Source organism: Pseudomonas sp. BNK-7 (assembly GCF_048072025.1).
In the GTDB taxonomy this organism is placed as follows: Bacteria; Pseudomonadota; Gammaproteobacteria; order Pseudomonadales; family Pseudomonadaceae; genus Aquipseudomonas; species Aquipseudomonas danubii.
This window is the reverse complement of sequence record NZ_CP182252.1, coordinates 2,519,373-2,543,348: the sequence shown is the minus strand read 5'-3', so window position 1 is coordinate 2,543,348 and position 23,976 is coordinate 2,519,373. Positions and strand designations below refer to the sequence as shown.

Sequence of the window (23,976 nt, the reverse complement as noted above, 5' to 3'; positions counted from 1 at the left end):
CCAGCCCGAAGTGGGTGCAGATCCACGGGGCCTGGGCGGGAAAATGACTCCACCAGTGAAATGCGTATCAGGTTTTTAGGAGCGTTGTAATGCCTGACCTCTATCACTTTTTCCAACAGCTGGTTAACGGTCTCACCGTTGGCAGCACGTATGCCCTGATCGCCATCGGCTATACGATGGTTTACGGCATCATTGGAATGATCAACTTCGCCCACGGCGAGGTGTACATGATCGGCTCCTATGTGGCGTTCATCGCCATCGCCGGGCTGGCCATGATGGGACTCGACAGCGTACCGCTGTTGATGACCGCAGCCTTTATCGCGAGCATCGTCGTCACCAGTGCCTACGGCTACAGCATCGAACGGATCGCCTACCGCCCCTTGCGGGGCAGTAACCGCCTGATCCCGCTGATCTCGGCCATCGGCATGTCGATCTTCCTGCAGAACACCGTTCTGCTGGCGCAAGACTCCAAGGACAAATCCATTCCCAACCTGATCCCGGGCAATTTCTCCATCGGGCCAGGTGGCGCACATGAAGTGCTGATTTCCTACATGCAGATCGTGGTATTCGTGGTGACCCTGGTCGCCATGCTCGGTCTGACGCTGTTCATCTCCCGTTCTCGTCTGGGTCGCGCCTGCCGTGCCTGTGCCGAAGACATCAAGATGGCCAACCTCCTGGGGATCAATACCAACAACATCATCGCCCTGACCTTCGTGATCGGCGCCGCACTGGCGGCCATCGCCGCCGTGCTGCTGAGCATGCAATACGGTGTGATCAACCCCAACGCCGGTTTCCTGGTGGGCCTCAAGGCCTTCACCGCAGCGGTCTTGGGCGGCATCGGCAGCATTCCGGGCGCGATGCTCGGCGGGCTGGTGCTGGGGGTGGCCGAAGCCTTTGGCGCCGACGTATTCGGCGACCAGTACAAGGACGTCGTAGCGTTCGGCCTGTTGGTTCTGGTGCTGTTGTTCCGTCCGACCGGCATTCTGGGCCGTCCGGAGGTTGAGAAAGTATGACTAGGAATCTTAAATCGGCGCTATTCAGCGCCTTGCTGGTCTGGGCCGTCGCCTACCCGGTACTGGGCCTGAAACTGACCATCGTCGGCATCAACCTGGAAGTCCACAACACCAGCCCGACCATCCTGGCCACCATCGCGGTGTGCTCGGTGCTGATGTTCCTGCGGGTGCTGTTCCATAGCCAGATCAGCGCCGCCTGGAAGTCCTCTCCCAGCATGCCGCTGATTCCGGCCAAGGCCAGCAACTTCCTGACCCTGCCGGGCACCCAGCGCTGGATCATCCTGGCATTGATCGTCGTTGCCCTGGTCTGGCCATTCTTTGGCTCCCGCGGTGCGGTGGACATCGCCACGCTGATCCTGATCTACGTGATGCTGGGCCTGGGCCTGAACATCGTCGTCGGTCTGGCCGGCCTGCTGGACCTGGGTTACGTGGGGTTCTATGCCGTCGGTGCCTACAGCTACGCGCTGCTCTCGCACTACTTCGGCCTGAGCTTCTGGATCTGCCTGCCGATCGCCGGGATGATGGCGGCCACCTTCGGCTTCCTGCTGGGCTTCCCGGTGCTGCGCCTGCGCGGTGACTACCTGGCGATCGTGACCCTGGGCTTTGGCGAGATCATCCGTCTGCTGCTACGCAACATGACCGATCTCACTGGCGGCCCGAACGGCATCAGCAACATCGACAAGCCGACCTTCTTCGGCCTGACTTTCGAGCGCAAGGCAGCAGAAGGCATGCAGACCTTCCACGAGTTCTTCGGCCTGCAATACAACTCGATCAACAAGGTGATCTTCCTCTACCTGGTGGCCCTGCTGCTGGCGCTGGCGGCGCTGTTCGTCATCAACCGCCTGCTGCGCATGCCCATCGGCCGTGCCTGGGAAGCCTTGCGTGAAGACGAGATTGCCTGCCGCGCGCTGGGCCTGAACCCCACCGTGATCAAGCTCTCGGCCTTTACCCTGGGCGCCGCGTTCGCCGGTTTCGCCGGCAGCTTCTTCGCCGCGCGCCAAGGCCTGGTGACCCCGGAGTCCTTCACCTTCATCGAGTCGGCGATCATCCTCGCCATCGTCGTGCTGGGTGGCATGGGCTCGCAGCTGGGTGTGATCCTGGCGGCGATCGTGATGATCCTCTTGCCTGAAATGATGCGTGAATTCAGCGAATACCGGATGTTGATGTTCGGCGCCATGATGGTGCTGATGATGATCTGGCGTCCTCAAGGTCTGCTGCCCATGCAACGTCCTCACATGGAGCTGCGCAAATGAGCCGTGAGATCCTCAAAGTAACCGGCCTGTCGATGCGCTTCGGCGGCCTGCTGGCGGTCAACGGCGTGGCCCTGACCGTCAAGGAAAAACAAGTGGTGGCGCTGATCGGCCCGAACGGCGCCGGCAAGACCACGGTGTTCAACTGCCTGACCGGTTTCTACCAGCCAAGCGCCGGCAGCATCCTCCTGGACGGTGAGCCGATCGAAGGCCTGCCGGGCCACCAGATCGCCCGCAAGGGTGTGGTGCGAACCTTCCAGAACGTGCGCCTGTTCAAGGACATGACCGCGGTCGAGAACCTGTTGATCGCCCAGCACCGTCACCTGAACACCAACTTCCTGGCCGGTCTGTTCAAGACCCCGGCGTTCCGCAAGAGCGAGCGCGAAGCCATGGAGTACGCCGGCTACTGGCTGGACAAGGTCAACCTGCGGGAGTTTGCCAACCGTCCCGCCGGCACCCTGGCCTACGGTCAGCAACGGCGCCTGGAAATCGCCCGCTGCATGATGACCCGCCCGCGGATCCTCATGCTCGACGAGCCGGCCGCCGGCCTCAACCCCAAGGAAACCGAGGACCTCAAGGCGCTGATCAGCGTGTTGCGTGAGGAGCACAACGTCACCGTGCTGCTGATCGAGCACGACATGAAGCTGGTCATGAGCATTTCCGACCACATCGTGGTGATCAACCAGGGCACACCCCTGGCCGACGGCACGCCGGAACAGATCCGCGACAATCCCGAAGTGATCAAAGCCTACCTGGGGGAAGCGTAAATGCTGCAGTTCGAAAACGTTTCCACCTACTACGGCAAGATCCAGGCGTTGCACAGCGTCAACGTCGAGATCCGCCAGGGCGAAATCGTCACCCTGATCGGCGCCAACGGCGCCGGCAAATCCACCCTGCTGATGACCCTCTGCGGCTCGCCACAGGCCCACAGCGGCAGCATCCGTTACCTGGGTGAAGAGCTGGTGGGGCAAAGCTCGGCGCAGATCATGCGCAAGAGCATTGCCGTGGTGCCGGAAGGCCGCCGGGTATTCGCCCGCCTGACCGTGGAAGAAAACCTCGCCATGGGCGGTTTCTTCACCGACAAGGGTGACTATCAGGAGCAGATGGACAAGGTCCTGGAGCTGTTTCCACGGCTCAAGGAGCGCTTCACCCAGCGCGGCGGCACCATGTCCGGCGGCGAGCAGCAGATGCTTGCCATCGGTCGCGCGCTGATGAGCAAGCCCAAGCTGTTGCTCCTGGACGAACCGTCCCTGGGCCTGGCGCCGATCATCATCCAGCAGATCTTCGACATCATCGAACAGCTGCGCCGCGACGGCGTGACGGTGTTCCTGGTGGAGCAGAACGCCAACCAGGCGCTGAAGATCGCCGACCGCGCCTATGTGCTGGAAAACGGCCGAGTGGTGATGCAAGGCACCGGCGAAGCGCTGCTGACCGATCCGAAGGTGCGCGAAGCCTATCTGGGCGGCTAAACACCTGCGTCACAAAAAACGGCCCTTCGGGGCCGTTTTTTTATTCCGGGAGAAAAAACTGTCCCGGGCTGTAACGAATGCCAATGAGCCTTCTCTAGAGGGGTAAGCAAGCACAAATGCTTCCTTACCCAACCGATCTGGAGAAACATCATGAGCACCACTCGCACCCTGTCCGCCACCGCCCTGGTCCTGGCCCTGGGCTCCGCCCTGAGCATCGCTGCCGTCTCCACCACCGCCCACGCCGCCGACGACATGGAGAAATGCTTCGGCGTGGCCATGAAGGGCAAGAACGACTGCGCCGCGGGCGCCGGCACCAGCTGCGCCGGCACCTCCAAGGTCAACGACCAGGCCAACGCCTGGAAACTGGTGCCCAAGGGCACTTGCGAAAAAACCGCCAGCAGCACCTCGCCCACCGGTTTCGGCCAGCTCGAAGCCTTCAAAGCCAAGTCCTGATCCTGCGCCAGCCTGAGTGTCGATGATGAACACAGCCTTGATCCCACGTCCCCGCCACGACATTCAGGCGTCCACCCCGAGCCTGCCGCCCTGTGCAGGCCTGGGGCTCAAGAGCCAACACTTCAAGGACGTCCTCGAACAGCGTCCCGACATTGGCTTTTTCGAGGTGCATGCCGAGAACTACATGGTGGCGGGCGGGCCCTTCCATCATTACCTGGGCCTGATTCGCCAGGAGTATCCCCTGTCGCTGCACGGTGTCGGTCTGTCCATTGGCGGCGAAGGCCCCCTGGACAGCGAGCATCTGCGGCGCCTGGCGGTGTTGATCGAGCGCTATCAACCCCAGTCCTTTTCCGAACACCTGGCCTGGTCGAGCCACGGCCCGGTGTTTCTCAACGACCTGCTGCCCCTGGCCTACGATGTGCCGACCCTGCAGCGGGTCTGCGACCACATCGACCAACTGCAGAATCATCTGGGGCGAACCATGCTGCTGGAAAACCCCGCTACCTACCTGCAGTTCCAACGCTCGACCCTGGACGAGACGGACTTCATCCGCGAAGTGATCCAGCGCAGCGGTTGCGGCCTGCTGCTGGACGTCAACAACCTCTACGTTTCCTGCATCAACCACCAGCGCGATCCCCTGGCCTATCTGCAGGCACTGCCGCTGCAGGCCGTGGGCGAGATCCATCTGGCCGGGTTCGCCGAAGACCGGGACAACCTCGGTGATCGCCTGTTAATCGACGACCACGGCGCCCCGGTGGACCGGGAAGTCTGGGCCCTGTACCAACAGGTGCTGGGGCGGATCGGCCCCATGGCCACCCTGATCGAACGGGACAATCAGGTGCCGAGCCTGACCACGCTGCTGGGGGAGGCCGCTCAGGCCCAGGCGCTGTTACACCAGGCGCGGGTGCAGCCATGAGCGACCACGCCCTCTTTGCCCAGGCGCTACTGAGCGCCGAATCCATCTGCCCGGAGGGGCTTTGCAGCAGCAACGGCGCCGATCCGGCCAGTCGCTTCGAGGTCTATCGCAACAACGTGCAAGGCTCGCTGATCAACGCTCTGGCGGAGGCCTACCCAGTGCTGGCGCAACTGGTGGGGCAGACATTCTTCAACGCCATGGCCCGTCTGTATGTGCAGGATTACCCTCCATACAGCCCGCTGATCAACGACTACGGCCAGGACCTGGCGAACTTCATCCAGGGTTTCGCTCCGGCAGCGACCCTGCCCTATCTGGCCGATATGGCGCGCTTGGAACGGCTGCGGGTCGAGGCTTATCACGCCGCCGACGCCGAGCCTTTGCAACCGGCCCAACTGCTGGCGGCAATGAACCAGCCCGATCGCCTCGGCCAGCTCTGCCTGCAGTTGCATCCGTCACTGCGCACCCTGCACTCGGCGTTCGCCGTCGTCAGCCTGTGGGCCGCTCACCAGAGCGACGCTGCCTGGCCGGCGTTCGACTTGCACCAGAGCCAGCACGCCCTGGTGCTGCGCGATGCCCTGGAGGTGCGGGTGATCGCACTGGACGCCGGCAGCGCCACCTTCATCGACAGCCTGCGCCACCACTGGCCGCTGGAAATCGCCGCCGCTTATGCCCTGGACGCCCAGGCCGACTTCGACCTGGGCCAGTGCCTGGGGCTGCTGCTGGCCCACGGCGCCCTCATTGACCTGCAACCTCACCAAAAGGCTTGACCATGAACACCCAGACACCTGCCCCCGTTAGCGGACTGCTGCACCGAATCATTCAAGGGTTCGAGCGTATTCCCTACAGCCTGATCGCCTTTCTCGCGCGCTTTTCCATCGCCGCGGTGTTCTGGAAATCCGGCCAGACCAAAGTCGAGGGACTGGCCATCGACCTGGTCGATGGCACCTTCGAACTGGGCTGGCCGCGCTTGGCGGACTCGACCATTCCCCTGTTCCAGAGTGAATACCACGTGCCGCTGCTGACGCCGGAAGTGGCGGCGCACCTGGCGGCCTTTGCCGAGCATTTTTTTCCGACGTTGATTCTGCTGGGCCTGGCCACGCGCTTTTCCGCCCTGGCGCTGCTGGGGATGACCCTGACCATCCAGTTTTTCGTCTACCCCGACGCCTACCCGACCCACGGCACCTGGGCGGCGATCTTGCTGCTGTTGATGGCCCGTGGCCCGGGCATGTTTTCCCTCGACCACCTGCTGGCCCGGCATTTTCACCACCGTCCTCTGTAGCCGCTGCCGCAGGCTGCGAAAAGGGCCTTAGGCCCTTGAACCGATTCAAGTTCGCAACCCACTGGCCGCGACTACAGACGATCCAGCGCCTCACCGCTGCGGCGGAACCAGTCCATCAGGTAATCGGCCAGCACCTGGGTGCGCCTGGGCAGGCCGCCCTGATAGGGATGCACCAGGTACATCGGCATGCTGCGGGTCTGGTAGTCCCGCAGCAGCCAGCGCAGGCGGCCATCGGCCAGCTCGCTGTGCAGCACATAGGACGGCAGCCGGGCGATTCCCGCCCCCACCAGGGCGGCCTTCTTCAGCAGGTTGTAGTGATTGCTGGCAAAAGGACCGCTGACCCGCACCCGCAGCAGTTCGTGACGCTGGTGATAGAGCCACTCTTCCCGCCCGCTGTAGTGGCTGTTGAGCAGGCAGCGATGCTCGGCCAGCTCCGCGGGAGTCTGCGGCTCACCGTATTGCTCCAGATAGGCCGGGCTGGCGCAGGTCATCTCATGCCAGGCCAGCAGCGGCCGGGCGACCAGGCGCTGATCGTTGGCCACTTCCGAGCGCACCGCCAGATCAAACCCCTCCCGGGCCAGGTCACGGTAGCTGTTGTTCAGGTCCAGCTCGATCTGCACCTGGGGATAGTGCCGGGAGAACTCCAGCAGCAGGCCGTCGAAAAAGGTTTCGCCCAAGGACACCGGCACCGTCAGGCGCACCGGGCCGGCCATGTCGTCCTTGAGCCGCGCCAGGGCCTGATGCGCTCGTTCCACTTGGGCAACCAGGGCTTGGGCCTGAGGCAGCAACGCCGCGCCGGCGGCGGTCAGGTCCAGGCGCCGGGTGGTGCGTTGCAACAGCACCACGGCGTAGCGTGCCTCCAGGGCGCTGAGGCGCTTGGACAACTGGCCCTTGCTGCAACCCAGGCGCTGGGCCGCCAGGGTAAAGCTGCCCGCCTCCACCAGCACGGCAAACGCCGCCAAGTCATCCATCTCGCTCATGGACTGTTTCCATTTTAAAACCAAAGGTTGCCTATTAGCGCGTTAATCCACGTAAAAAACCACTCTAGACTGCAAGTTCTTCCCCCCTTATCGAGGAACGCCCCATGAAGATTCTCTTGATCGGTGCCAACGGCACCATTGGTTCGGCGGTTGACCGGGAACTGTCCCAGCGTCACGAGGTGATCCGGATCGGCCGTAGCAGCGGCGACTTCCAGGTGGACATCAGTGATGCCCAGTCGATTCGCGCCCTGTTCGAGAAAACCGGACGCTTCGATGCGCTGGTCTGCGCCGCCGGCAACGTCACCTTCGCGCCCCTGGCGGACATGACCGCCGAGCACTTCAGCCTGGGCCTGCAGGACAAGCTGATGGGCCAGGTCAACCTGCTGCTGATCGGCCGCGAGTACGCCAACGATGGCGCGTCCTTCACCTTCACCACCGGCATCTTGAGCCACGACCCGATCCGCAGCGGGGCCTCGGCGGCCCTGGTCAACGGCGCCCTCGACAGCTTCGTGCGCGCCGCCGCCATCGAACTGCCGCGGGGCCTGCGGATCAACTCGATCAGCCCCAACGTGCTGCTGGAAGCCATGGGCAGCTATGCCCCCTACTTCCGTGGCTTCAAGCCGGTGCCGGCGGCTGACGTGGCCCTGGCCTACGCCAAGAGCGTGGAAGGCCTGCAGACCGGCCAGACCTATCACGTCGGCTAAGCCGGCTTGTGTAGGCGCTGGCCTGCCGGCGAAGGCGTCCTGCCGAACCGCACAAGGCTCCAGGGGCGCTTCGCCGGCAAGCCGGCTCCTGCGGTTGATGGCGCCGCAGCCTTCAATCCGGGGTTGTGGTGACCGGGCGGGCTGCGTAACGTGTCGGCTTCCGCTTGGAGGCCCGATGATGCGCACTGCCCGTTCACTGCTTTGTTTCGCCCTGTTGCCGCTGTTTGCCGGCTGCCAGATGCTGCCGATGTTCAACCAACAGCCCCAGGCCCCCTCCATGGCCGGGCTGACCCGGATGCAGGGTGAACTCAGTGCGGCGGACGGCAAATTGCTGTTCAAGCCCTGCACCGAGGATCGCCGCTATGTGGTCAGTGACGGCGGCGGCACCAGCGTGCTGCAGGAGGCCGCCACCCTGGCGGAGAAACAGGGCAAGCTGTTTGCCGACCTGCGAGGCAAGTTCTCCGCCAGTGGCAGCAGCGACGGCCAGCTGGACCTGCGCCAGCTGTACCGCGTCGAGCGCTCCGCCAGCGCCTGCGGCGACCCGAACTTCCAGCGCCTGATCCTGCGGGCCGGCAGCAAGAACCCGGCCTGGAACGTCGATGTCAGCGCCAAGGGCATGATGATCGAACGCGCCGGCCAACCGACCCTGGCCCTGCCCTATCTGGAAGAACAGTTGGGCGACGGCCGTTTCAACCTCAGCAGCGAAGCCAATCACCAGCGCGTGGAGCTCTGGGTGGCGCCGCAGCGTTGCGTCGACCCGACAACCGGCAGCGTCCAGCACCTCAGTGCCGAACTGCGGGTGGACGGTCAGGTGCAGCGCGGTTGCGGCTATTTCGGCGGCTCGCGCAACGACTGATTCGACGAGCAGCGGTTTTAGCCTCACGGCCAGGGAGGATTGCGGCTTATAATCGCCGGTTTGTGCAAAGCAAGCCGGCGCACTGTTGCGCACCGCCTACCCGGATCCTGTCATGTTACGAATCACCGAACTCAAGTTGCCGATCGACCATCCCGATGAAGACCTGCGCGCCGCTATCGTGCAGCGCTTGGGGATCGCCAGCGATGACCTGCTCGATTTCACCTTGTTCAAACGCAGCTACGATGCGCGCAAGAAATCTTCCGAGCTGTGTTTCATCTACACCATCGACCTCAACGTACGCGACGAAGCGGCGCTGCTGCTCAAGTTCGCCGACGACCGTAACGTCAACCCGGCGCCGGATGTCAGCTACAAGGTGGTGGGCCAGGCCCCGGCAGACCTGAGCGAGCGACCGATCGTGGTGGGTTTCGGCCCTTGCGGCATCTTTGCCGGCCTGTTGCTGGCCCAGATGGGCTTCAAGCCGATCGTCCTCGAGCGCGGCAAGGAAGTGCGCCAGCGCACCAAGGACACCTGGGGCCTGTGGCGCAAAAGCGTGCTCAACCCCGAGTCCAACGTGCAGTTCGGCGAAGGCGGCGCCGGGACCTTCTCCGACGGCAAGCTCTACAGCCAGATCAAGGACCCGCAGCACCACGGCCGCAAGGTGCTCCACGAGTTCGTCAAGGCCGGTGCGCCAGACGAGATTCTCTACGTCAGCAAGCCGCACATCGGCACCTTCCGCCTCACTGGCGTGGTGGAAAACATGCGCCAGCAGATCATCGCCCTGGGCGGTGAAGTGCGCTTCGAGCAGCGGGTCACCGACGTGCTGATCGAAGACGGTCAATTGCAGGGCGTGGAGCTGGCCAGCGGTGAACAACTGCATTCCCGGCACGTGATCCTGGCCCTGGGCCACAGCGCCCGCGACACCTTCCGCATGCTTCACAGTCGGGGCGTGTACATGGAAGCCAAGCCGTTCTCGGTGGGTTTCCGTATCGAACACCCGCAGTCGCTGATCGACAGTGCGCGCCTGGGCAAGTACGCCGGCCACCCGAAACTCGGCGCCGCCGACTACAAGCTGGTGCACCACGCCAAGAACGGCCGTTCGGTCTACAGCTTCTGCATGTGCCCGGGCGGCACCGTGGTGGCCGCCACGTCCGAGCCGAACCGGGTGGTGACCAACGGCATGAGCCAGTACTCGCGCAACGAGCGCAACGCCAACTCCGGCATCGTGGTCGGCATTACTCCGGAAGTGGATTACCCGGGCGGCCCGCTGGCCGGCATCGAATTGCAGGAACGCCTGGAGTCTCACGCCTTCGTCCTGGGTGGCAGCAACTACCAGGCCCCGGCGCAGTTGGTGGGCGACTTTATCGCCGGCAAACCCACCACGGCGCTGGGCAGCGTCGAGCCGTCCTACAAGCCCGGCGTGAGCCTGGGAGATCTGGCGCTGGCCCTGCCGGACTTCGCCATCGAGGCCATTCGCGAGGCACTACCGGCCTTCGAACGGCAGATCAAGGGCTACTCGTTGCACGATGCGGTGCTGACCGGCATCGAGACCCGCACCTCATCGCCACTGCGCATTACCCGTGATGCCTCGATGCAGAGCCTGAATGTGAAGGGTCTGTACCCCGCTGGCGAAGGCGCCGGTTATGCCGGGGGAATTCTTTCCGCCGGTGTGGACGGGATTCGTATTGCCGAAGCCGTGGCCCGCGACATCCTCGGCATTCAGGCCTGACGGACGGGTGCTTTCGCCGGTAAGCCGGCTCCTACCGCCTGCCGTAGGAGCTGGCTCGCCAGCGAAGATGTCATCCAGAACAGTGCAAGGCTCAAGGGCCTCTTCGCCGGCAAGCCGGCTCCTACGACAGGTTCAGATGCCGGCGCGCAATACGCTGGCCGGGAGTGCCTCGCTACGCTCGACGCTCGCCGCTACCGCATCGATCAAGGCATCCAACTCATACCCCTGCTCCGCCAGCCACTGCTGATCGTAGTAAGTGGTCGCATAGCGCTCACCGCCATCACAGAGAATCGCCACGATCGAACCGCTTTCGCCGGCCGCGGCCATGTGCTGGGCGGCCATCAATGCGCCGATCAGGTTGGTGCCACTGGAGCCGCCGACCCGCCGCCCCAGACGCTGGGCCAGGTAGTGCATGGCTGCCAGGGACAGGGCATCCGGCACCTTGACCATGGCGTCGATCACCTTGGGCAGGAACGAAGCTTCGACCCGCGGCCGGCCGATGCCTTCGATCCGCGAACCGCAGTCCAGGCGCAGGCTGGCATCGCCGCTCAGGTAGTAGTCGAAGAACACCGAACGCTCGGCGTCGGCACACAGCACCCGGGTGCCGTGCTGGCGATAACGCACGTAACGCCCCAGGGTCGCGGTGGTGCCACCGGTGCCGGGGCTGGAGATCAGCCAGCTGGGCTCCGGGTAACGCTCGAAGCGCAGCTGCTGGAAGATCGATTCGGCGATGTTGTTGTTGGCCCGCCAGTCGGTGGCCCGCTCGGCGTAAGTGAACTGATCCATGAAGTGGCCACCGCTCTCCCGGGCCAGGCGCTCGGATTCGGCATAGATCTGCGTGGGGTCCTGCACCAGATGGCTCTTGCCGCCATAGAAGGCGATCTGGGCGATCTTTTCCTGGGAGGTGGTGGCTGGCATCACGGCAATGAAAGGCAGTCCCAAGAGACGGGCGAAATAGGCCTCGGAAATCGCCGTGGAGCCGCTGGAGGCCTCGATCACTGGCGCGCCGGGCTTGAGCCAGCCGTTACACAGGGCATAAAGAAACAGCGAGCGAGCCAGGCGGTGCTTGAGACTGCCCGTGGGATGGCTGGATTCATCCTTGAAATACAATTCAATGCCCGGCAGTCCCGGCAAAGGCAGCGGAATCAGGTGGGTGTCGGCGCTGCGCTGGAAGTCGGCTTCGATAATGCGAATGGCCTCACGGGCCCACTGGCGATTGTCACTCATGTTCTATTCTCGTCAGATCGAACGCCGTACCGGCGCAAGAAGATGAAATGCACCCGGCGGAGATGATCCGGGTTCGTGGCTGACTGGCGTTTTCCCGGGAAAAACAGCTCGGAACGGCCCTGAAAAGACATGTTATGAAATAACTTTCGGACCTTACAGGTACAGCTGGGAAGCAATTGGAAACACAACTGCAAAAGCGCATTTTCAAACAGGCCCTTTAGCCTCTGCATATAACAAAAAAGAATATAATTTTTGTTTTAACAACTATCTGTACGGGTTAGGGTGTGCCACCTTTTTTAGATTTAGATGGAGAGCGACCTTGCCTCTGCGTAGCACTTTCACTCGTTTCTTTGCCATGGAAGCTGCCAGCGGTCTGTTATTGATCGCCGCTGCCATCCTGGCTCTCATCATCAACAACTCGCCACTGTCCTGGCTGTACAACGGCCTGCTGGAAACCCCGGTGGTGGCCCAGATCGGCGCCTTGAAGATCGCCAAACCGCTGTTGCTGTGGATCAACGACGGTCTGATGGCGCTGTTCTTCCTGCTGATCGGCCTTGAGGTCAAGCGCGAAGTCCTGGAAGGGCAACTGTCCAAGCCTTCGCAAATCGTCCTGCCGGGCATGGCGGCCATTGGCGGCATGCTGGTCCCGGCGCTGATCTACTGGTTTCTCAACCGGGACAATCCGGCGGCACTCAATGGCTGGGCGATTCCCACCGCCACCGACATCGCCTTCGCCCTGGGGGTCCTGGCCCTGCTGGGCAAGCGGGTGCCGACATCGCTGAAACTGTTCCTCATGACCCTGGCGATCATCGACGACCTGGGGGCCATCGTGATCATCGCGATCTTCTATTCCGGCGCCCTGTCGACCCTGTCACTGATGCTGGCGGCCGCCTGTATTGCCGCCCTGGTGGCGATGAACCGTATGGGGGTGGTGAAACTCGGGCCGTACATGATCATCGGCCTGATTCTCTGGGTTTGCGTGCTCAAGAGTGGTGTCCACGCCACCCTGGCCGGCGTGACCCTGGCCTTCTGCATTCCCTTGCGTACCCGTAATGCCGAATCCTCGCCCTCGCTGGCCCTGGAACATGCGCTGCATCCCTGGGTGGCGTTCGGCATCCTGCCACTGTTCGCCTTCGCCAACGCCGGCCTGTCCCTGAACGGCGTGACCCTTGAGAGCTTCACCCACCATGTCCCCATGGGCATCGCCATCGGCCTGTTGCTGGGCAAGACCATCGGTGTGTTCGGCCTCAGCTGGTTGGCGGTCAAAGCCGGACTTACGGCCTTGCCTGCCGGCGCCAACTGGGGCCAGATCCTCGGGGTGGCAATTCTCTGCGGCATCGGCTTCACCATGAGCCTGTTTGTCGGCTCCCTGGCCTTCGTGCCCGGTAGCAGCGAATACGCCGGCATGGATCGCATGGGGATTCTCACCGGCTCGTTGCTGGCCGCACTGATTGGCTATACGGTTACCGCCGCCGCCAGCCGCAAGAACACGGCGCTGGCCTCCTGATCCACACCGATCCGACAGCCTGAAAACACAAAACCCCGACCAGTTGCCTGGCCGGGGTTTTGTTTTGTAGCAGAAATATCAGCGGGTAACGCGGCTGGTACCGTTGACGGTCATGATGCGTACGCGATCGCCAACCCGGAACACTTCGTTTTCCTGTACCTGCTGCACATAGGCACGCATGCTGCCATCGTCTTCACGCACGGTGATTTCCACGCCCTGGGTACGGGTCAGGCCTTCTTCAGTAGCCGAACCCAACAGACCGCCAGCTACCGCACCGATCACAGCGGTGACGATGCTGCCACGGCCGCCGCCGATGGCGCTGCCACCCACGCCACCAATCACAGCGCCAGCAGCGCCGCCGATGGGGGTCTTGGTGCCTTCGATTTTCACCGGACGCAGGGACTCGATGGTGCCCATACGCACGGTTTGCACACGACGTGCTTCATCACGGGAGTAGGAGTCACCGGTCAGGTTAGAGGCACAACCGCCGAGCAACATTGCCATCGTGGTGAAAGACGCAACCAGCAAAACAGACTTACGCATAGGATCAACTCCAAAGGACAGATAGCCATTAGACTCCGCAGCTTGACGCCTGTCACGGCACCGCCCGGATAAAATTGGTTTCATTCAGCCAAAGTACAGACTGCAAAAAAGCCAAACCGTCTCAATACGGTAACGCCGATTTCCAGCATAGCGCCAACCAGCAAGGGATTTTCATGGATTACTTCATCATCATCGTGACCACCATCGCCGGTCTGTATTTCCATTGGTGGCTCTACGTGCGCATCAAGCGTTGGGTGGACAGGGACCTGGCTTTGTCCCTGGCCGGAACCGATGAACAGAAGAAACAATTCATGCTGCAAAAGCTAGCCGAGGCCCAACGCCAGAAAGTAAAACGCCGGGACCTGCCGCAATGGCTGGAAGCCGCTGCGGCCGGTTATCCCGGCGACTGACCTGCGCGCTTCAGGGGGCCAGGCGCTCCCGGCTCCACTGCCCCGCCTGCAGGCGATAGTTCAAACGGTCATGCAGGCGGCTGGGGCGACCCTGCCAGAACTCGATGCGCTCCGGCAGCAGGCGATAACCACCCCAATGCTCCGGGCAATCAGGCTGACTATCACTGAAACGCGCCTCGGTGGCCTTGAGCAATTCCTGCAACTCGTTGCGATCGGCGATGACCCGGCTTTGCGGTGAAGCCCAGGCCCCCAACCGACTCCCCAGAGGGCGCACCTGATAATAGGCATCAGACTCCTGGGGAGTGACCTTGACCACCTTTCCTTCGATCCGCACCTGACGCTCCAGGGTCGGCCAGAAGAAGGTCATGGCGGCAAAGGGCCGTGCGGCCAGTTGCTCGCCCTTGGCGCTTTCGTAGTTGGTGAAGAAGGTGAAACCCTGTTCATCCAGCCCCTTGAGCAACAAGATGCGGCAGTGGGGACGACCGTCAGTATCGACAGTCGCCAGCGTCATGGCATTGGCCTCTACCGGCGGTTGCTCGGTCTTCACCGCTTCGGCAAACCACTGATGAAACAGCGCGAAGGGTTCACCCGGGGCCTGGGCCTCGGACAAACCATCGCGGGTGTAATCCCGGCGCATATCAGCCAGAGACTGAGTCATGCCTGCTTCCTTATCCTTGAGAATCAGTTTTTAGCCTGAGCGGTAGCCGTTGTTTTCTTCGCTGGAGCTGCGGCCTTCTTCGCTGGAGCCTTCTTGGCGGCAGGCTTCTTGGCAACGGTGGACTTCTTCGCCGGCGCTGCGGCCTTTTTGCCTGAGGCGGCAGGAACAGGCGGCTTGGCATCTTGCACCGCGACCATTTCGGTCTCGGACGGCGTCGGCTGGTTGTACTTGCTCAGCAGGCCCAGCATGGTGCTGCGCTGGGTCAGCATGATTTCCACTCGACGGTTCAGCGAACGGCCTTGAGGGCTGTCATTGGCAGCACGCGGCATGACCGCCCCCATGCCACGCAGCATCAGGCGGTCCTGCTTCAAGCCGCTGAGGCTGAAGATGGCAGCAACGGACTGGGCGCGATCACGGCTCAGCTTCTGGTTGGCCAGGGTCGGGCCGGTTGCATCGGCGTGGCCGAGAATCAGTACGGCGGTCTTGGGGTCACCTTCAACAGCCTTGGCCACCCGGGTGAATGGGCCCAGGGTCACTGGCAGCAGCATGGCAGGACGGTCCGGGTTGAAGGACGCATCGACCAGCGCAGTCACCACCAGCACGTTTTCACGACGTTCTACTTGCAGCTTGCTGTCCTTCACCGCTTCACGCAGGCGCGGCTCGTAGTCGTCCAGCCAGGCCTGGGTGATTTTCGGGTCGGGCATTGGAATGTCCGCCACATTGACCTTGCTCAGGGGCTTGGGCTGGCTCTTGGCAAACGGCCACCACCAGTGGGTCTCGGAGTCGGCGGCCTTGGCGACCTCTGGAGCTGGAGTCGGCTCGGCTTTCTTGGTCTCAGCCACAGGCTTGTCGGCGGATTCCTTGGAGGAGAACGGCCACCACCAGTTGCTGCTCTCGGCCTTGGCAGCAGGAGCGGCAGGTGCTGCGGCTACAGGGGCAGGAGCTGGCTCGGCTGCTGCCGGCTTGGCGGCAACCGGCGCTTTGCCTGCCGGTGCTGCCTGCTTCGCGGAGGCGGTGGTTTTACCGGCAGCGGCCGCAGGAGCTGCGGGCTTGGCCGCCACTGCCGGCTTGCCTGCTGGAGCGACAGGAGCTGGCGCTTCGGCTGCGACGGTTTTTTCAGCGGTCTGCGGGGCTTCCTTGCTGCTGGCCTTATCGGACCCGAACGACCACCAATGGCCGCCATCCGCTTCATTTTGTGGGGTTTGTGCACAACCGGTGACGGTCAGGCAGATGGCCAAGGCTAGAGACTTGTTCGACGACATGGGATATCCACAAAATGAGATAAAAAATTCGGTCTACATGACCGGTACAAACAGACGCTTGGAAATTATAAAAGCCACAGGGTTCCGTCCTGCAGCTTTCCAAGCATGTTTAAGCAAAAAAGTGCTTAACAGCAACCTTTTTACAGACAATCCGACAAAGCCCGCACCAGCTTCTGTGCCCGTGGATCCATCAATACATAAGGCCCCAGGGTATTTGTCACAAAACCGAACGCCACATCATGCTCCGGGTCAGCAAAACCGATGGAACCCCCGGCACCCGGATGCCCGAACGCCCGAGCCCCCAGGCCAAAAGTGGCATTGGCGACCTGGGGTTGATCAAGCATGCAGCCCAGGCCGAATCGGGTCTGGGTCAGCAGGGTCTTGTCCATGCCCAGGCTGTGTTCGCGGGTCAGTTCTTCGAGCATATCGGCCTCCAGCAAGCTGCCATCGAGCAGGCCGCTGTAGAACCCGGCGAGACTGCGGGCGTTGCCATGGCCATTGGCCGCCGGCTGCTGCATGCGCCGCCACTCGGGTTTGTTGGTGCTGGTCATGATAGACGGTGGATTGGTGAAGGCCCGGGTGGTCATGGCCGTCGGCTCGCGCAGGGTCACCTGCAGCAAGCGCTGGGCTGCCGCGTCACCCACATTGCCTTTGCCACGGGCGATATGTGCCACCCGATGGAACTCTTCGTCGGCCAGGCCGACATGGAAGTCCAGCCCCAGGGGTCTTGCGACCCGGGCCGCAATGGACTCTCCCGGACCGCGTCCATCGGCGCGTCGGATCAGTTCACCCACCAACCAGCCATAGGTGATAGCGGCGTAGCCATGCCCGTCACCCGGCGTCCACCAGGGCTGCTCGGCGGCCAGGGCATCGACCATGGCCTGCCAGTCGTAGAGGGCCTCGGCAGGCAGCAACTCGCGCAGGGCCGGCAAGCCCGCCTGATGACAGAGTAATTGGCGCAAGGTAATGGCAGCTTTGCCTGCTGCGGCGAACTCCGGCCAGTAACTGGCGACCGGCGCATCCAGCCTGAGCTTGCCTTCGGCCACCAGTTGCAGGGCGGTGACCGCAGTGAAGGTCTTGGTGCAGGAGAACAGATTGGCGATGGTATCGCTGTGCCAGGCCTCGGCACCGTCCTTGTCGGCGGTGCCGGCCCACAGGTCGATGACGGTTTCTCCGCCGATCTGGATGCACAGCGCCGCGCCGCGCTCCTGGGGATCGTCGAACAGTGCCGCGAAGGCTTCGCGTACCGCCTCGAATTTAAGTTCGTAATGACCCTGAATCTGCACCCTGACTCCCCCAGCACATTTGCTCGACAACGAGGCGCGCATTGTTCCAGCCCGAAACGGATTTGGGAACAGCCAACGGAGCTCTGTGCAGCGCGGCAGAGCCCCGGATCGATCAATGACCGTTAGCGGAATGGCCGCCAGCGTGCTCACCCGCGCCCTTGCCTTCGTGGCCCTTGCCCGCTTCCTCGCTGCCATGCTCGGCGGCTCCAGCCTGCTGCGCCTGAACCCGGGCCTTCTGTGTTTCCTTGGCCAGTTGTTCAATCGCCTGCAGGTTGCTCTTGCGCACATTGTCGACAAAACCCTGGAAGGGCACATCGGTAATGCCCACCAGGCCAAAATGGCCATTTTCACCGTCCAGCAGACGTCCGGTTACCGGTTGGTCGAGATACTGGAACCAATGCACACCGACAATCGATGGCTCACTCACGGCCTGTTTGAGGAAGTTGGCGTAGGCCGGTCCACGATCTTCCTCCCGAGCCAGCTCGGTCACCCCGCCCCAGAACGGGCCACGATCCCGGGAGCCGAAATTGAACTCGGTCACCAGCACCGGCTTGTCAAGGCTGCGCAGGTACGCAAAGTCCTGACCGTCCTGAGGCTTGAGGGTGTACATGTTGAAGCTCAGCACATCGCAGTACTGGGCACAGGCCGCCACCGCTTCGGGGTTGCTGACGGCAAAGCGACCGCCCAGCAGCAGATGGTTGGGGGCATGCCACTTCAGCGAGTCGGCGATGGTCTTGAAATAGGTCTCGGCAAAGACTTTCTGGAAATACTTGAAGTCAGCCTCGATCTCCGGGTGCTCGGGACTTGGCTGTGGCGGCACGAAACCCGGGTCCTCCATCAACTCCCAGGCCGACAGATCGATGCCCCAGGCTTTCGACAGGCCCGCCTGGTTACGATATTTGTCCCGCAGTTGCTTGAGGAAGGCCCGTTTGGCCGGCACATCGGTGGTCAGGCGCAGGGTGCCGTAGGCCAGGGCATAGCGGGCTTGGGGATCATTACCGGGACCGGCCCAGGCCAGCTCGTTGTCGGCAAAATAACCAATCAGCCAGGGATCATCCCGATGGTCGCGGGCGGCGATGGCCACGGCGCGCTCGGTGGCCATGGCAAAGCGCGGATCGAAGGGGTCCGGCATGCCGCCCCACCAATCACTGCCCGTGCTGATGCTGGCGTAATCACCCACGATGGACAGCGGCAAGGTGTAGGGCACCCGGTCGGCCGCCCCCAGCGCCGGGGCGCTCCAATTACCGATGGTGTTGAATCCCCAGGCCTGCAAGCGGTCCAGGGTGTGGCTGACCCAGCGTCGCTCATCGAAGGTCGGTGTCGCGCATGGGACTGCGGCAGTTTCAGGCGCCGCTGGCTTGGGCTCGGTACCGGAGGCTTCGGCCGGAGCTTCGCTGGCCATTGCACAGGGGGCGCTGTAGGTACGTTGCAGGTTGGCCCGATAGAAGTCGTACCAGCGGCCGGCGTTGTAACCACGTCCCCGGTCGGCGCCGTTGCCGCCACGGTTGTCGCCCTCACCGTAATGGCTCGCCAGGGGCTCGCCGTCCTTGGGCAAGGCGCTGAACATCCACTCACGCCCGGCGACATAGGTCTGGCTGTTATCCGGGGCCACGGTGTTGACGCCCAGGGAGTAGAACGGGTGACCTTGCGGAGTCACCAGGAACCAGCGCCCGTCACGCTTTTCCGTGCGGAAGAAGCCGCTGGCCTTGAAGCTCGGGCCCTTGTCCCAGCCGCCAAACTTGTCCAGGGAAGTCTTCTCGCGCTCGCCAAGCCACGCCTTGAGTTGCTGCTGTTCCTTGGCATCGGCCGCCTTGAGCTGATCGTCGCTGGTAATCTTTTCCGGCCAGCGGGACCGGGTCGACTGGCCGTAGCCATCCACCAGGGAACCGTAGACCGCCTTGACCACGCCCTCGCCGTCCTGCACGCCAAAGCGCTCGAGGAGGATACTCTGAGCGGCCTTGGGGCTATCCAGGGACAAGGTCACCGACACCACCTGGCTGCGGTCCAATTGTCCCTCGCTGCTGGCCAGCAGGATGCGCTGACCGTCCACGGTCATCGGCATCGGCGGCGCGGCCTTCATGCCCTGGCTCAGGGGAGTGTTGGCCACCAGCGGCACCAGCAGGGTCTGCGCCGGCCCCGCGGGCAGATCGACGCGACTGACCAGGGTCTTGCCGTCGTTGCTTTGAATGGTCACATAGAGGGTCAGGGCCCAGTTCATCGCGCTCTGGATGCGCAGGCTCATCATCCCTGACTGCGACCAGTCCCAGGCACCGCTCTGGGGCGCCAGGGTCAGGCTAGGCCGACGGGTCGGGTTGAAGATGATACGCCGCAGCACCTCGCCTTCGGCCGTTTGCTCCGCGTTGGACTGCGGCAGGCTGGCATCTTGTGTCGCCACCTGCACCACAGCGGCAGGCCGGACAAAGTTGAACAGCGTCTGTTGTCCGGTCGGGGCCGCCCACACAGGCGCGGCAAACAACAGGGCAAATACAGCGGGCAACGAACGGCGAATCATATGAACCTGGCTCTCCCTAAAGACCGATGAACGGCCGGTGCTGAAGCGGTGATATGAAATAGACAGCAAGGCGCGCAAAGGTGCGCGCCTTGCTTATGATATTTCTCGGCGAAATGGCGGCAAGGCATTGAGGATAGCCTTGCCATAGCGCTGGGTGACCAGGCGGCGGTCCAGCAGGGTGATAGTGCCGCGGTCCTGCTCGGTACGCAGCAGACGGCCGCAGGCCTGAACCAGCTTGAGAGAAGCATCCGGCACCGAGATTTCCATGAATGGATTGCCACCCCGGGCCTCGATCCATTCCGCCAGCGCCGCTTCCACCGGATCATCGGGTACCGAGAACGGGATCTTGGCGATCACCACGTGCTCACAGTAGGCACCGGGCAAATCCACCCCTTCGGCAAAGCTCGCCAGACCGAACAGCACGCTGGAATCGCCACCGTCGACCCGGGCCTTGTGCTTGTTGAGGGTCTCCTGCTTGGACAGGTTGCCCTGGATGAACACCTGCTTGCGCCAATCCCGATCCAGACCGTCGAACACGTCCTGCATCTGCTTGCGCGAAGAGAAGAGCACCAGGGTGCCCCGGGAGCCTTCCACCAGTTCCGGCAGGTCGCGGATGATCGCCGCCGTATGCGCCGGCGCATCCCGCGGATCGGCACGCAGGTCAGGCACTCGCAACACCCCGGCATCAGCGTGATGGAACGGGCTGGGTACCACCGCAGTCACGGCTTTCTTCGGCAGCCCGGCACGCATGCGGAAGCGGTCGAAGGTGCCCAGGGCGGTCAGGGTCGCCGACGTCACCAGGGCGCCGTAGGCCACGTTCCACAAATTGCGTCGGAGCATCTCCGCCGCGAGGATCGGGCTGGCGTTGACCTCGATGTCGAACAGCGAGCCGCTCTCGGCCAGGGTCAGCCAACGGGCCATGGGCGGATTGTCTTCCGGGTCCTCGATGGTGAACGCGGTCCACAGTTCCCAGTTGCCCGACGCCCGCGCCAGCAGGCTACCGAACAGCGGATACCACTCTTCGGCCTGATTGCTGGCGATGCCGATATTGACCTCGCCATCCATGCCTTCCTTGAGCAGCTCAGTGAGGCGGGTGAACAGATCGGTGAGACGGGAGAAGCCCTTTTTCAACTCGATGCCCATCTCGCGCATGTGGTCGGGGATCAGCCCGCCGACGAAGCGATGGCGTGGCCGTTCGCGGCCTTCCATGTCTTCGCCGGTCTTGAAGTCGGCGATCTGCTCGCAGGCGCTGAACATGAACTGCTGCTGGGTCTTGATCTCCCGCGCCAGCTCCGGCACTTGCTCGATCAAGCGCCCCAGATCCCCCGGCAGCGGGTGCTGGGCCAGCAACTTGGTGAGGTTCTTGGCGGTCTGCTCCAGCCAGTCGGCGGTGGAGCGCAGCCGGGTGTAATGGGCAAAGTGGCCGATGGCCTTGTCCGGCAAGTGGTGGCCTTCGTCGAACACATAGAGGGTGTCGCGCGGGTCCGGCAGCACCGCGCCGCCGCCCAGGGCCAGGTCGGCCAGGACCATGTCGTGGTTGGTGACGATCACGTCCACCTTGCCCATGCCTTCCCGAGCCTTGTAGAAGGCGCACTGGCCGAAGTTCGGGCAATGGCGGTTGGTGCACTGGCTGTGGTCGGTAGTCAGGCGCGCCCAGTCGGCGTCTTCCAGGGCGGTGGGCCAGCTGTCGCGGTCACCGTCCCATTTATTGCCGGCGAGCTTCTCGATCATGCTGGTGAACAGCTTCTGGCTGGCTTCATCCACTTCGATCTTGAAGCCTTCTTCCTCGAACAGCTGGGCCGTGGCGGTCTGGGCGTGACCTTCCTGGAGCAACATATCGAGCTTGGACAGGCACATGTAGCGCCCGCGGCCCTTGGCCAGGGAGAAGCTGAAGTTCAGCCCGCTGTTGCGCATCAGGTCCGGCAGGTCCTTGTAGACGATCTGCTCCTGCAGGGCGACGGTGGCGGTGGCTATCACCAGGCGCTTGCCGGCGGCCTTGGCCGTGGGAATGGCCGCCAGACTGTAGGCCACGGTCTTGCCAGTACCGGTACCGGCTTCCACCGCGACTACCGCCGGGTCGCCACTGCGCCGGCCCTCGTCGTCGGTGTCGATATCACCCAGGACCTTGGCCACTTCGGCAATCATCAGGCGCTGGCCGTAACGCGGCTTGAGGCTCTTGGCTTCGAGAAAACGCGAGTAGGCGCCCTGGATCGTGGTTTTGAGTTCGTTGCTGATCATGGTTTTTCGGGCGCACAAAACGCTGGATAAATTTTCAGTGGTTCGAATCGGCCGCTATCATACCCCGCTAATTCATGTCGCGCAGAACGGAGTACCCGAATGACCGCTTTCGCCCTTGCCTACACCTTGCATGTACTGGCCGCCCTGGTCTGGGTCGGCGGCATGTTTTTCGCCTGGATGGTCCTGCGCCCGGCAGCCGTGGCGGCCCTTGAGGGACCGGCGCGACTGCAGCTCTGGGTGCAAGTGTTTCCGCGTTTTTTCGTCTGGGTCTGGGTCGCCGTGGTGCTGTTGCCGATCAGCGGTATCGGCCTGCTGCATTTGCGTTTCAGCGGCTTTGAAACCGCGCCGAAGTATGTGCAGATCATGATGGGGCTGTATCTGGTGATGACCGCCCTGTTCATCCGCATCCAGTCCCTGCAACTGCCGGAGCTGCGCAAGGCCGTCGCGGCGCAGGACTGGCCGGCCGGCGCCGCGGCGCTGGGCAAGATCCGCCGGCTGGTGGGCAGCAACCTGATCATCAGCCTGGTACTGGTGGCCCTGGCAGCGGCCCGGCCAAGCTTCTGAAAGCAACCGCCCGCTACAGGAGCGGGCGGCTGGAACAATCCATCTTTCGAGGTTGACTACAAGCGCTGGACCGTCAGTGACCCCGTCTCGCCCACAGGGCCCGGCTGCCCCTGAGCACCGGGACGCCCGCTTTTGCCGCCGTCGGCTCGGTAGACCAGGCAGCCCTTGGACTTGCCCCCGGCCCCCGGCTTGCCGCCGGCACCGGCCAGGCCGCCGGCGCCACCATCGACCAGGACCTTGATCTGCTCGCTGGGGTAATCACGGGGCAACTCCAGCCGGACCTCGGCGCCCGAAGCCCCGGGCCGGCCATCACCGCCGTTGTCACCGTCGGCACCGCGCCCGGCCTGCCCCCAGGTGCAACCCGGCTCCTGGCCATTGGCACCATCAAGGCCGACGTAACCGGGAGCCCCCTTGCCACCGCGGGCGTCCACGAACAATTGCTCGGCCTTCAAGGACTCGATTCGCAGGTTAAGATTGCGCCCCGGCTTGGCCACCTTCTCATAGGTGCCCGGTGCACCACGGGAGTTGATCTGGCTGCCGCTCTCCAACTGCGCATGGCGGACAATCAGTTGCAGGCTTTGCCCGGTAGGCACGATGGCGATCCGCGCGTCACGTCCCAGATGCAGGTCGTCGACATTGAGTTCGGTGACATTGGCCGGAATCAGCAAGGTGCCGTAGTCCGCCACATCCAGACGCTCCAACTGCAGGGTGCTGGCGGTATTGGGCAGGCGCATGAAGGAGTTGGTTTCAACCTGGACCACCTGGGCCACGGCCAGAGGACTGCAGAACAGGGCCAGCAGGCAAAGCTTACGCATGGTCGGTCTCGGCAACAGGAGCAGCAGCGGGAAGGGTTTGCAGGTGGAAGATCCCCACCAGCAGGATGTGTAAACGATCACGCCAGGGATGTGGACGCTCCTTGAGGCTGCCATTGAACAGCAGCAGTTCCAGCAAATGGGTCAAAAGCAACAGGCTACCCGCCAGGTTGACCAGCAGGTGCAACGGATTGATCAATGGCTTGACCAGATTGATCAACACCACCAGCCAAAAGACCAAGGTCAGAAACTTCCCCGCCCCCCATAAGACCTTCATAGGCTCCCCTTGTGAATTATTCTTTGCGCGCACA

Annotated in this window: 24 protein-coding genes; 14 read left to right on the top strand and 10 right to left on the bottom strand. The window is 63.0% G+C overall.

The features are described from left to right. Positions 1 to 89 precede the first annotated feature (89 nt). From livH to ACMGF8_RS11835, 8 genes are all read left to right on the top strand, one after another. Positions 90 to 1,013, top strand: a complete 924-nt coding sequence (gene livH, locus ACMGF8_RS11870) for a high-affinity branched-chain amino acid ABC transporter permease LivH (RefSeq protein ID WP_102861478.1) — start codon at positions 90 to 92, stop codon at positions 1,011 to 1,013. Further along, entirely contained in the window at positions 1,010 to 2,266 is a 1,257-nt protein-coding gene (locus tag ACMGF8_RS11865) for a high-affinity branched-chain amino acid ABC transporter permease LivM (RefSeq protein WP_102861477.1), read from the top strand. Before livH ends, ACMGF8_RS11865 begins: the two co-directional genes overlap by 4 nt. Continuing rightward, the gene (gene livG / locus ACMGF8_RS11860; RefSeq protein WP_016967588.1) at positions 2,263 to 3,030 is read left to right on the top strand and encodes a high-affinity branched-chain amino acid ABC transporter ATP-binding protein LivG; all 768 of its coding nucleotides are present in this window, start codon (positions 2,263 to 2,265) and stop codon (positions 3,028 to 3,030) included. The genes ACMGF8_RS11865 and livG overlap by 4 nt, the downstream gene beginning before the upstream one ends. Beyond that, complete coding sequence (locus ACMGF8_RS11855; RefSeq protein ID WP_025127774.1) at positions 3,031 to 3,732, top strand: ABC transporter ATP-binding protein; 702 nt, start codon at positions 3,031 to 3,033, stop codon at positions 3,730 to 3,732. 147 nt (positions 3,733 to 3,879) lie between these two features. Then, positions 3,880 to 4,185, top strand: a complete 306-nt coding sequence (locus ACMGF8_RS11850; RefSeq protein WP_102861476.1) for a DUF2282 domain-containing protein — start codon at positions 3,880 to 3,882, stop codon at positions 4,183 to 4,185. A gap of 22 nt (positions 4,186 to 4,207) precedes the next feature. Further along, positions 4,208 to 5,101 carry a DUF692 domain-containing protein gene (locus ACMGF8_RS11845; RefSeq protein WP_372820913.1) on the top strand — a complete coding sequence of 298 codons (894 nt, stop codon included), beginning with the start codon at positions 4,208 to 4,210 and terminating at the stop codon, positions 5,099 to 5,101. Beyond that, positions 5,098 to 5,868, top strand: a complete 771-nt coding sequence (locus tag ACMGF8_RS11840) for a DNA-binding domain-containing protein (RefSeq protein ID WP_416759734.1) — start codon at positions 5,098 to 5,100, stop codon at positions 5,866 to 5,868. The genes ACMGF8_RS11845 and ACMGF8_RS11840 overlap by 4 nt, the downstream gene beginning before the upstream one ends. Positions 5,869 to 5,870: 2 nt before the next feature. Continuing rightward, on the top strand, positions 5,871 to 6,380 hold the full coding sequence (locus ACMGF8_RS11835) for a DoxX family protein (protein ID WP_207167174.1): 510 nt from the start codon (positions 5,871 to 5,873) through the stop codon (positions 6,378 to 6,380). A 71-nt stretch (positions 6,381 to 6,451) separates the two neighbouring features. Here ACMGF8_RS11835 and ACMGF8_RS11830 read toward each other — a convergent pair whose 3' ends face one another. Next, the gene (locus ACMGF8_RS11830) at positions 6,452 to 7,360 is read right to left on the bottom strand and encodes a LysR family transcriptional regulator (RefSeq protein WP_102861472.1); all 909 of its coding nucleotides are present in this window, start codon (positions 7,358 to 7,360) and stop codon (positions 6,452 to 6,454) included. A gap of 104 nt (positions 7,361 to 7,464) precedes the next feature. Between ACMGF8_RS11830 and ACMGF8_RS11825 the strand changes: the two genes are divergently transcribed. From ACMGF8_RS11825 to ACMGF8_RS11815, 3 genes are all read left to right on the top strand, one after another. After that, entirely contained in the window at positions 7,465 to 8,064 is a 600-nt protein-coding gene (locus tag ACMGF8_RS11825) for a short chain dehydrogenase (RefSeq protein WP_102861471.1), read from the top strand. A 178-nt stretch (positions 8,065 to 8,242) separates the two neighbouring features. Beyond that, a complete protein-coding gene (locus ACMGF8_RS11820; protein WP_207167173.1) occupies positions 8,243 to 8,920 on the top strand; it encodes a hypothetical protein in 678 nt (225 codons plus the stop codon). Positions 8,921 to 9,032: 112 nt separating this feature from the next. Next, on the top strand, positions 9,033 to 10,646 hold the full coding sequence (locus ACMGF8_RS11815) for an NAD(P)/FAD-dependent oxidoreductase (protein ID WP_102861470.1): 1,614 nt from the start codon (positions 9,033 to 9,035) through the stop codon (positions 10,644 to 10,646). Between the two features lie 132 nt (positions 10,647 to 10,778). Here ACMGF8_RS11815 and ACMGF8_RS11810 read toward each other — a convergent pair whose 3' ends face one another. After that, positions 10,779 to 11,873 carry a PLP-dependent cysteine synthase family protein gene (locus ACMGF8_RS11810; protein ID WP_416759730.1) on the bottom strand — a complete coding sequence of 365 codons (1,095 nt, stop codon included), beginning with the start codon at positions 11,871 to 11,873 and terminating at the stop codon, positions 10,779 to 10,781. Between the two features lie 319 nt (positions 11,874 to 12,192). On the opposite strand from ACMGF8_RS11810, the gene nhaA reads away from it, so the two are divergent. Then, on the top strand, positions 12,193 to 13,380 hold the full coding sequence (gene nhaA / locus ACMGF8_RS11805) for a Na+/H+ antiporter NhaA (RefSeq protein WP_416759728.1): 1,188 nt from the start codon (positions 12,193 to 12,195) through the stop codon (positions 13,378 to 13,380). A gap of 78 nt (positions 13,381 to 13,458) precedes the next feature. On the opposite strand, the gene ACMGF8_RS11800 is transcribed toward nhaA, so the two are convergent. Then, positions 13,459 to 13,923 carry a glycine zipper 2TM domain-containing protein gene (locus tag ACMGF8_RS11800; protein WP_011059627.1) on the bottom strand — a complete coding sequence of 155 codons (465 nt, stop codon included), beginning with the start codon at positions 13,921 to 13,923 and terminating at the stop codon, positions 13,459 to 13,461. Between the two features lie 173 nt (positions 13,924 to 14,096). Between ACMGF8_RS11800 and ACMGF8_RS11795 the strand changes: the two genes are divergently transcribed. After that, positions 14,097 to 14,333, top strand: a complete 237-nt coding sequence (locus tag ACMGF8_RS11795) for a hypothetical protein (protein ID WP_102861467.1) — start codon at positions 14,097 to 14,099, stop codon at positions 14,331 to 14,333. Positions 14,334 to 14,343: 10 nt separating this feature from the next. Here ACMGF8_RS11795 and pdxH read toward each other — a convergent pair whose 3' ends face one another. The 5 genes from pdxH to dinG form a co-directional block, all read right to left on the bottom strand. Further along, on the bottom strand, positions 14,344 to 14,991 hold the full coding sequence (gene pdxH / locus ACMGF8_RS11790) for a pyridoxamine 5'-phosphate oxidase (RefSeq protein ID WP_102861466.1): 648 nt from the start codon (positions 14,989 to 14,991) through the stop codon (positions 14,344 to 14,346). A 23-nt stretch (positions 14,992 to 15,014) separates the two neighbouring features. Then, complete coding sequence (locus ACMGF8_RS11785) at positions 15,015 to 16,253, bottom strand: OmpA family protein (protein WP_416759724.1); 1,239 nt, start codon at positions 16,251 to 16,253, stop codon at positions 15,015 to 15,017. A 140-nt stretch (positions 16,254 to 16,393) separates the two neighbouring features. Further along, positions 16,394 to 17,539, bottom strand: a complete 1,146-nt coding sequence (locus tag ACMGF8_RS11780; protein WP_102861464.1) for a serine hydrolase domain-containing protein — start codon at positions 17,537 to 17,539, stop codon at positions 16,394 to 16,396. A 112-nt stretch (positions 17,540 to 17,651) separates the two neighbouring features. Further along, entirely contained in the window at positions 17,652 to 20,051 is a 2,400-nt protein-coding gene (locus ACMGF8_RS11775) for a beta-galactosidase (RefSeq protein ID WP_416759721.1), read from the bottom strand. Positions 20,052 to 20,144: 93 nt separating this feature from the next. Then, positions 20,145 to 22,289, bottom strand: coding sequence for an ATP-dependent DNA helicase DinG (gene dinG, locus ACMGF8_RS11770; RefSeq protein WP_102878618.1), 2,145 nt, complete (start codon positions 22,287 to 22,289; stop codon positions 20,145 to 20,147). 99 nt (positions 22,290 to 22,388) lie between these two features. On the opposite strand from dinG, the gene ACMGF8_RS11765 reads away from it, so the two are divergent. Next, complete coding sequence (locus ACMGF8_RS11765) at positions 22,389 to 22,853, top strand: CopD family protein (protein WP_416759719.1); 465 nt, start codon at positions 22,389 to 22,391, stop codon at positions 22,851 to 22,853. Positions 22,854 to 22,909: 56 nt separating this feature from the next. Here ACMGF8_RS11765 and ACMGF8_RS11760 read toward each other — a convergent pair whose 3' ends face one another. Both ACMGF8_RS11760 and ACMGF8_RS11755 read right to left on the bottom strand, forming a co-directional pair. Next, the gene (locus tag ACMGF8_RS11760) at positions 22,910 to 23,668 is read right to left on the bottom strand and encodes a collagen-like protein (protein WP_416759717.1); all 759 of its coding nucleotides are present in this window, start codon (positions 23,666 to 23,668) and stop codon (positions 22,910 to 22,912) included. After that, positions 23,661 to 23,942: a DUF1145 domain-containing protein gene (locus ACMGF8_RS11755; protein WP_102861459.1), complete on the bottom strand. Its 282-nt coding sequence runs from the start codon at positions 23,940 to 23,942 to the stop codon at positions 23,661 to 23,663. The genes ACMGF8_RS11760 and ACMGF8_RS11755 overlap by 8 nt, the downstream gene beginning before the upstream one ends. Positions 23,943 to 23,976: the final 34 nt, after the last annotated feature.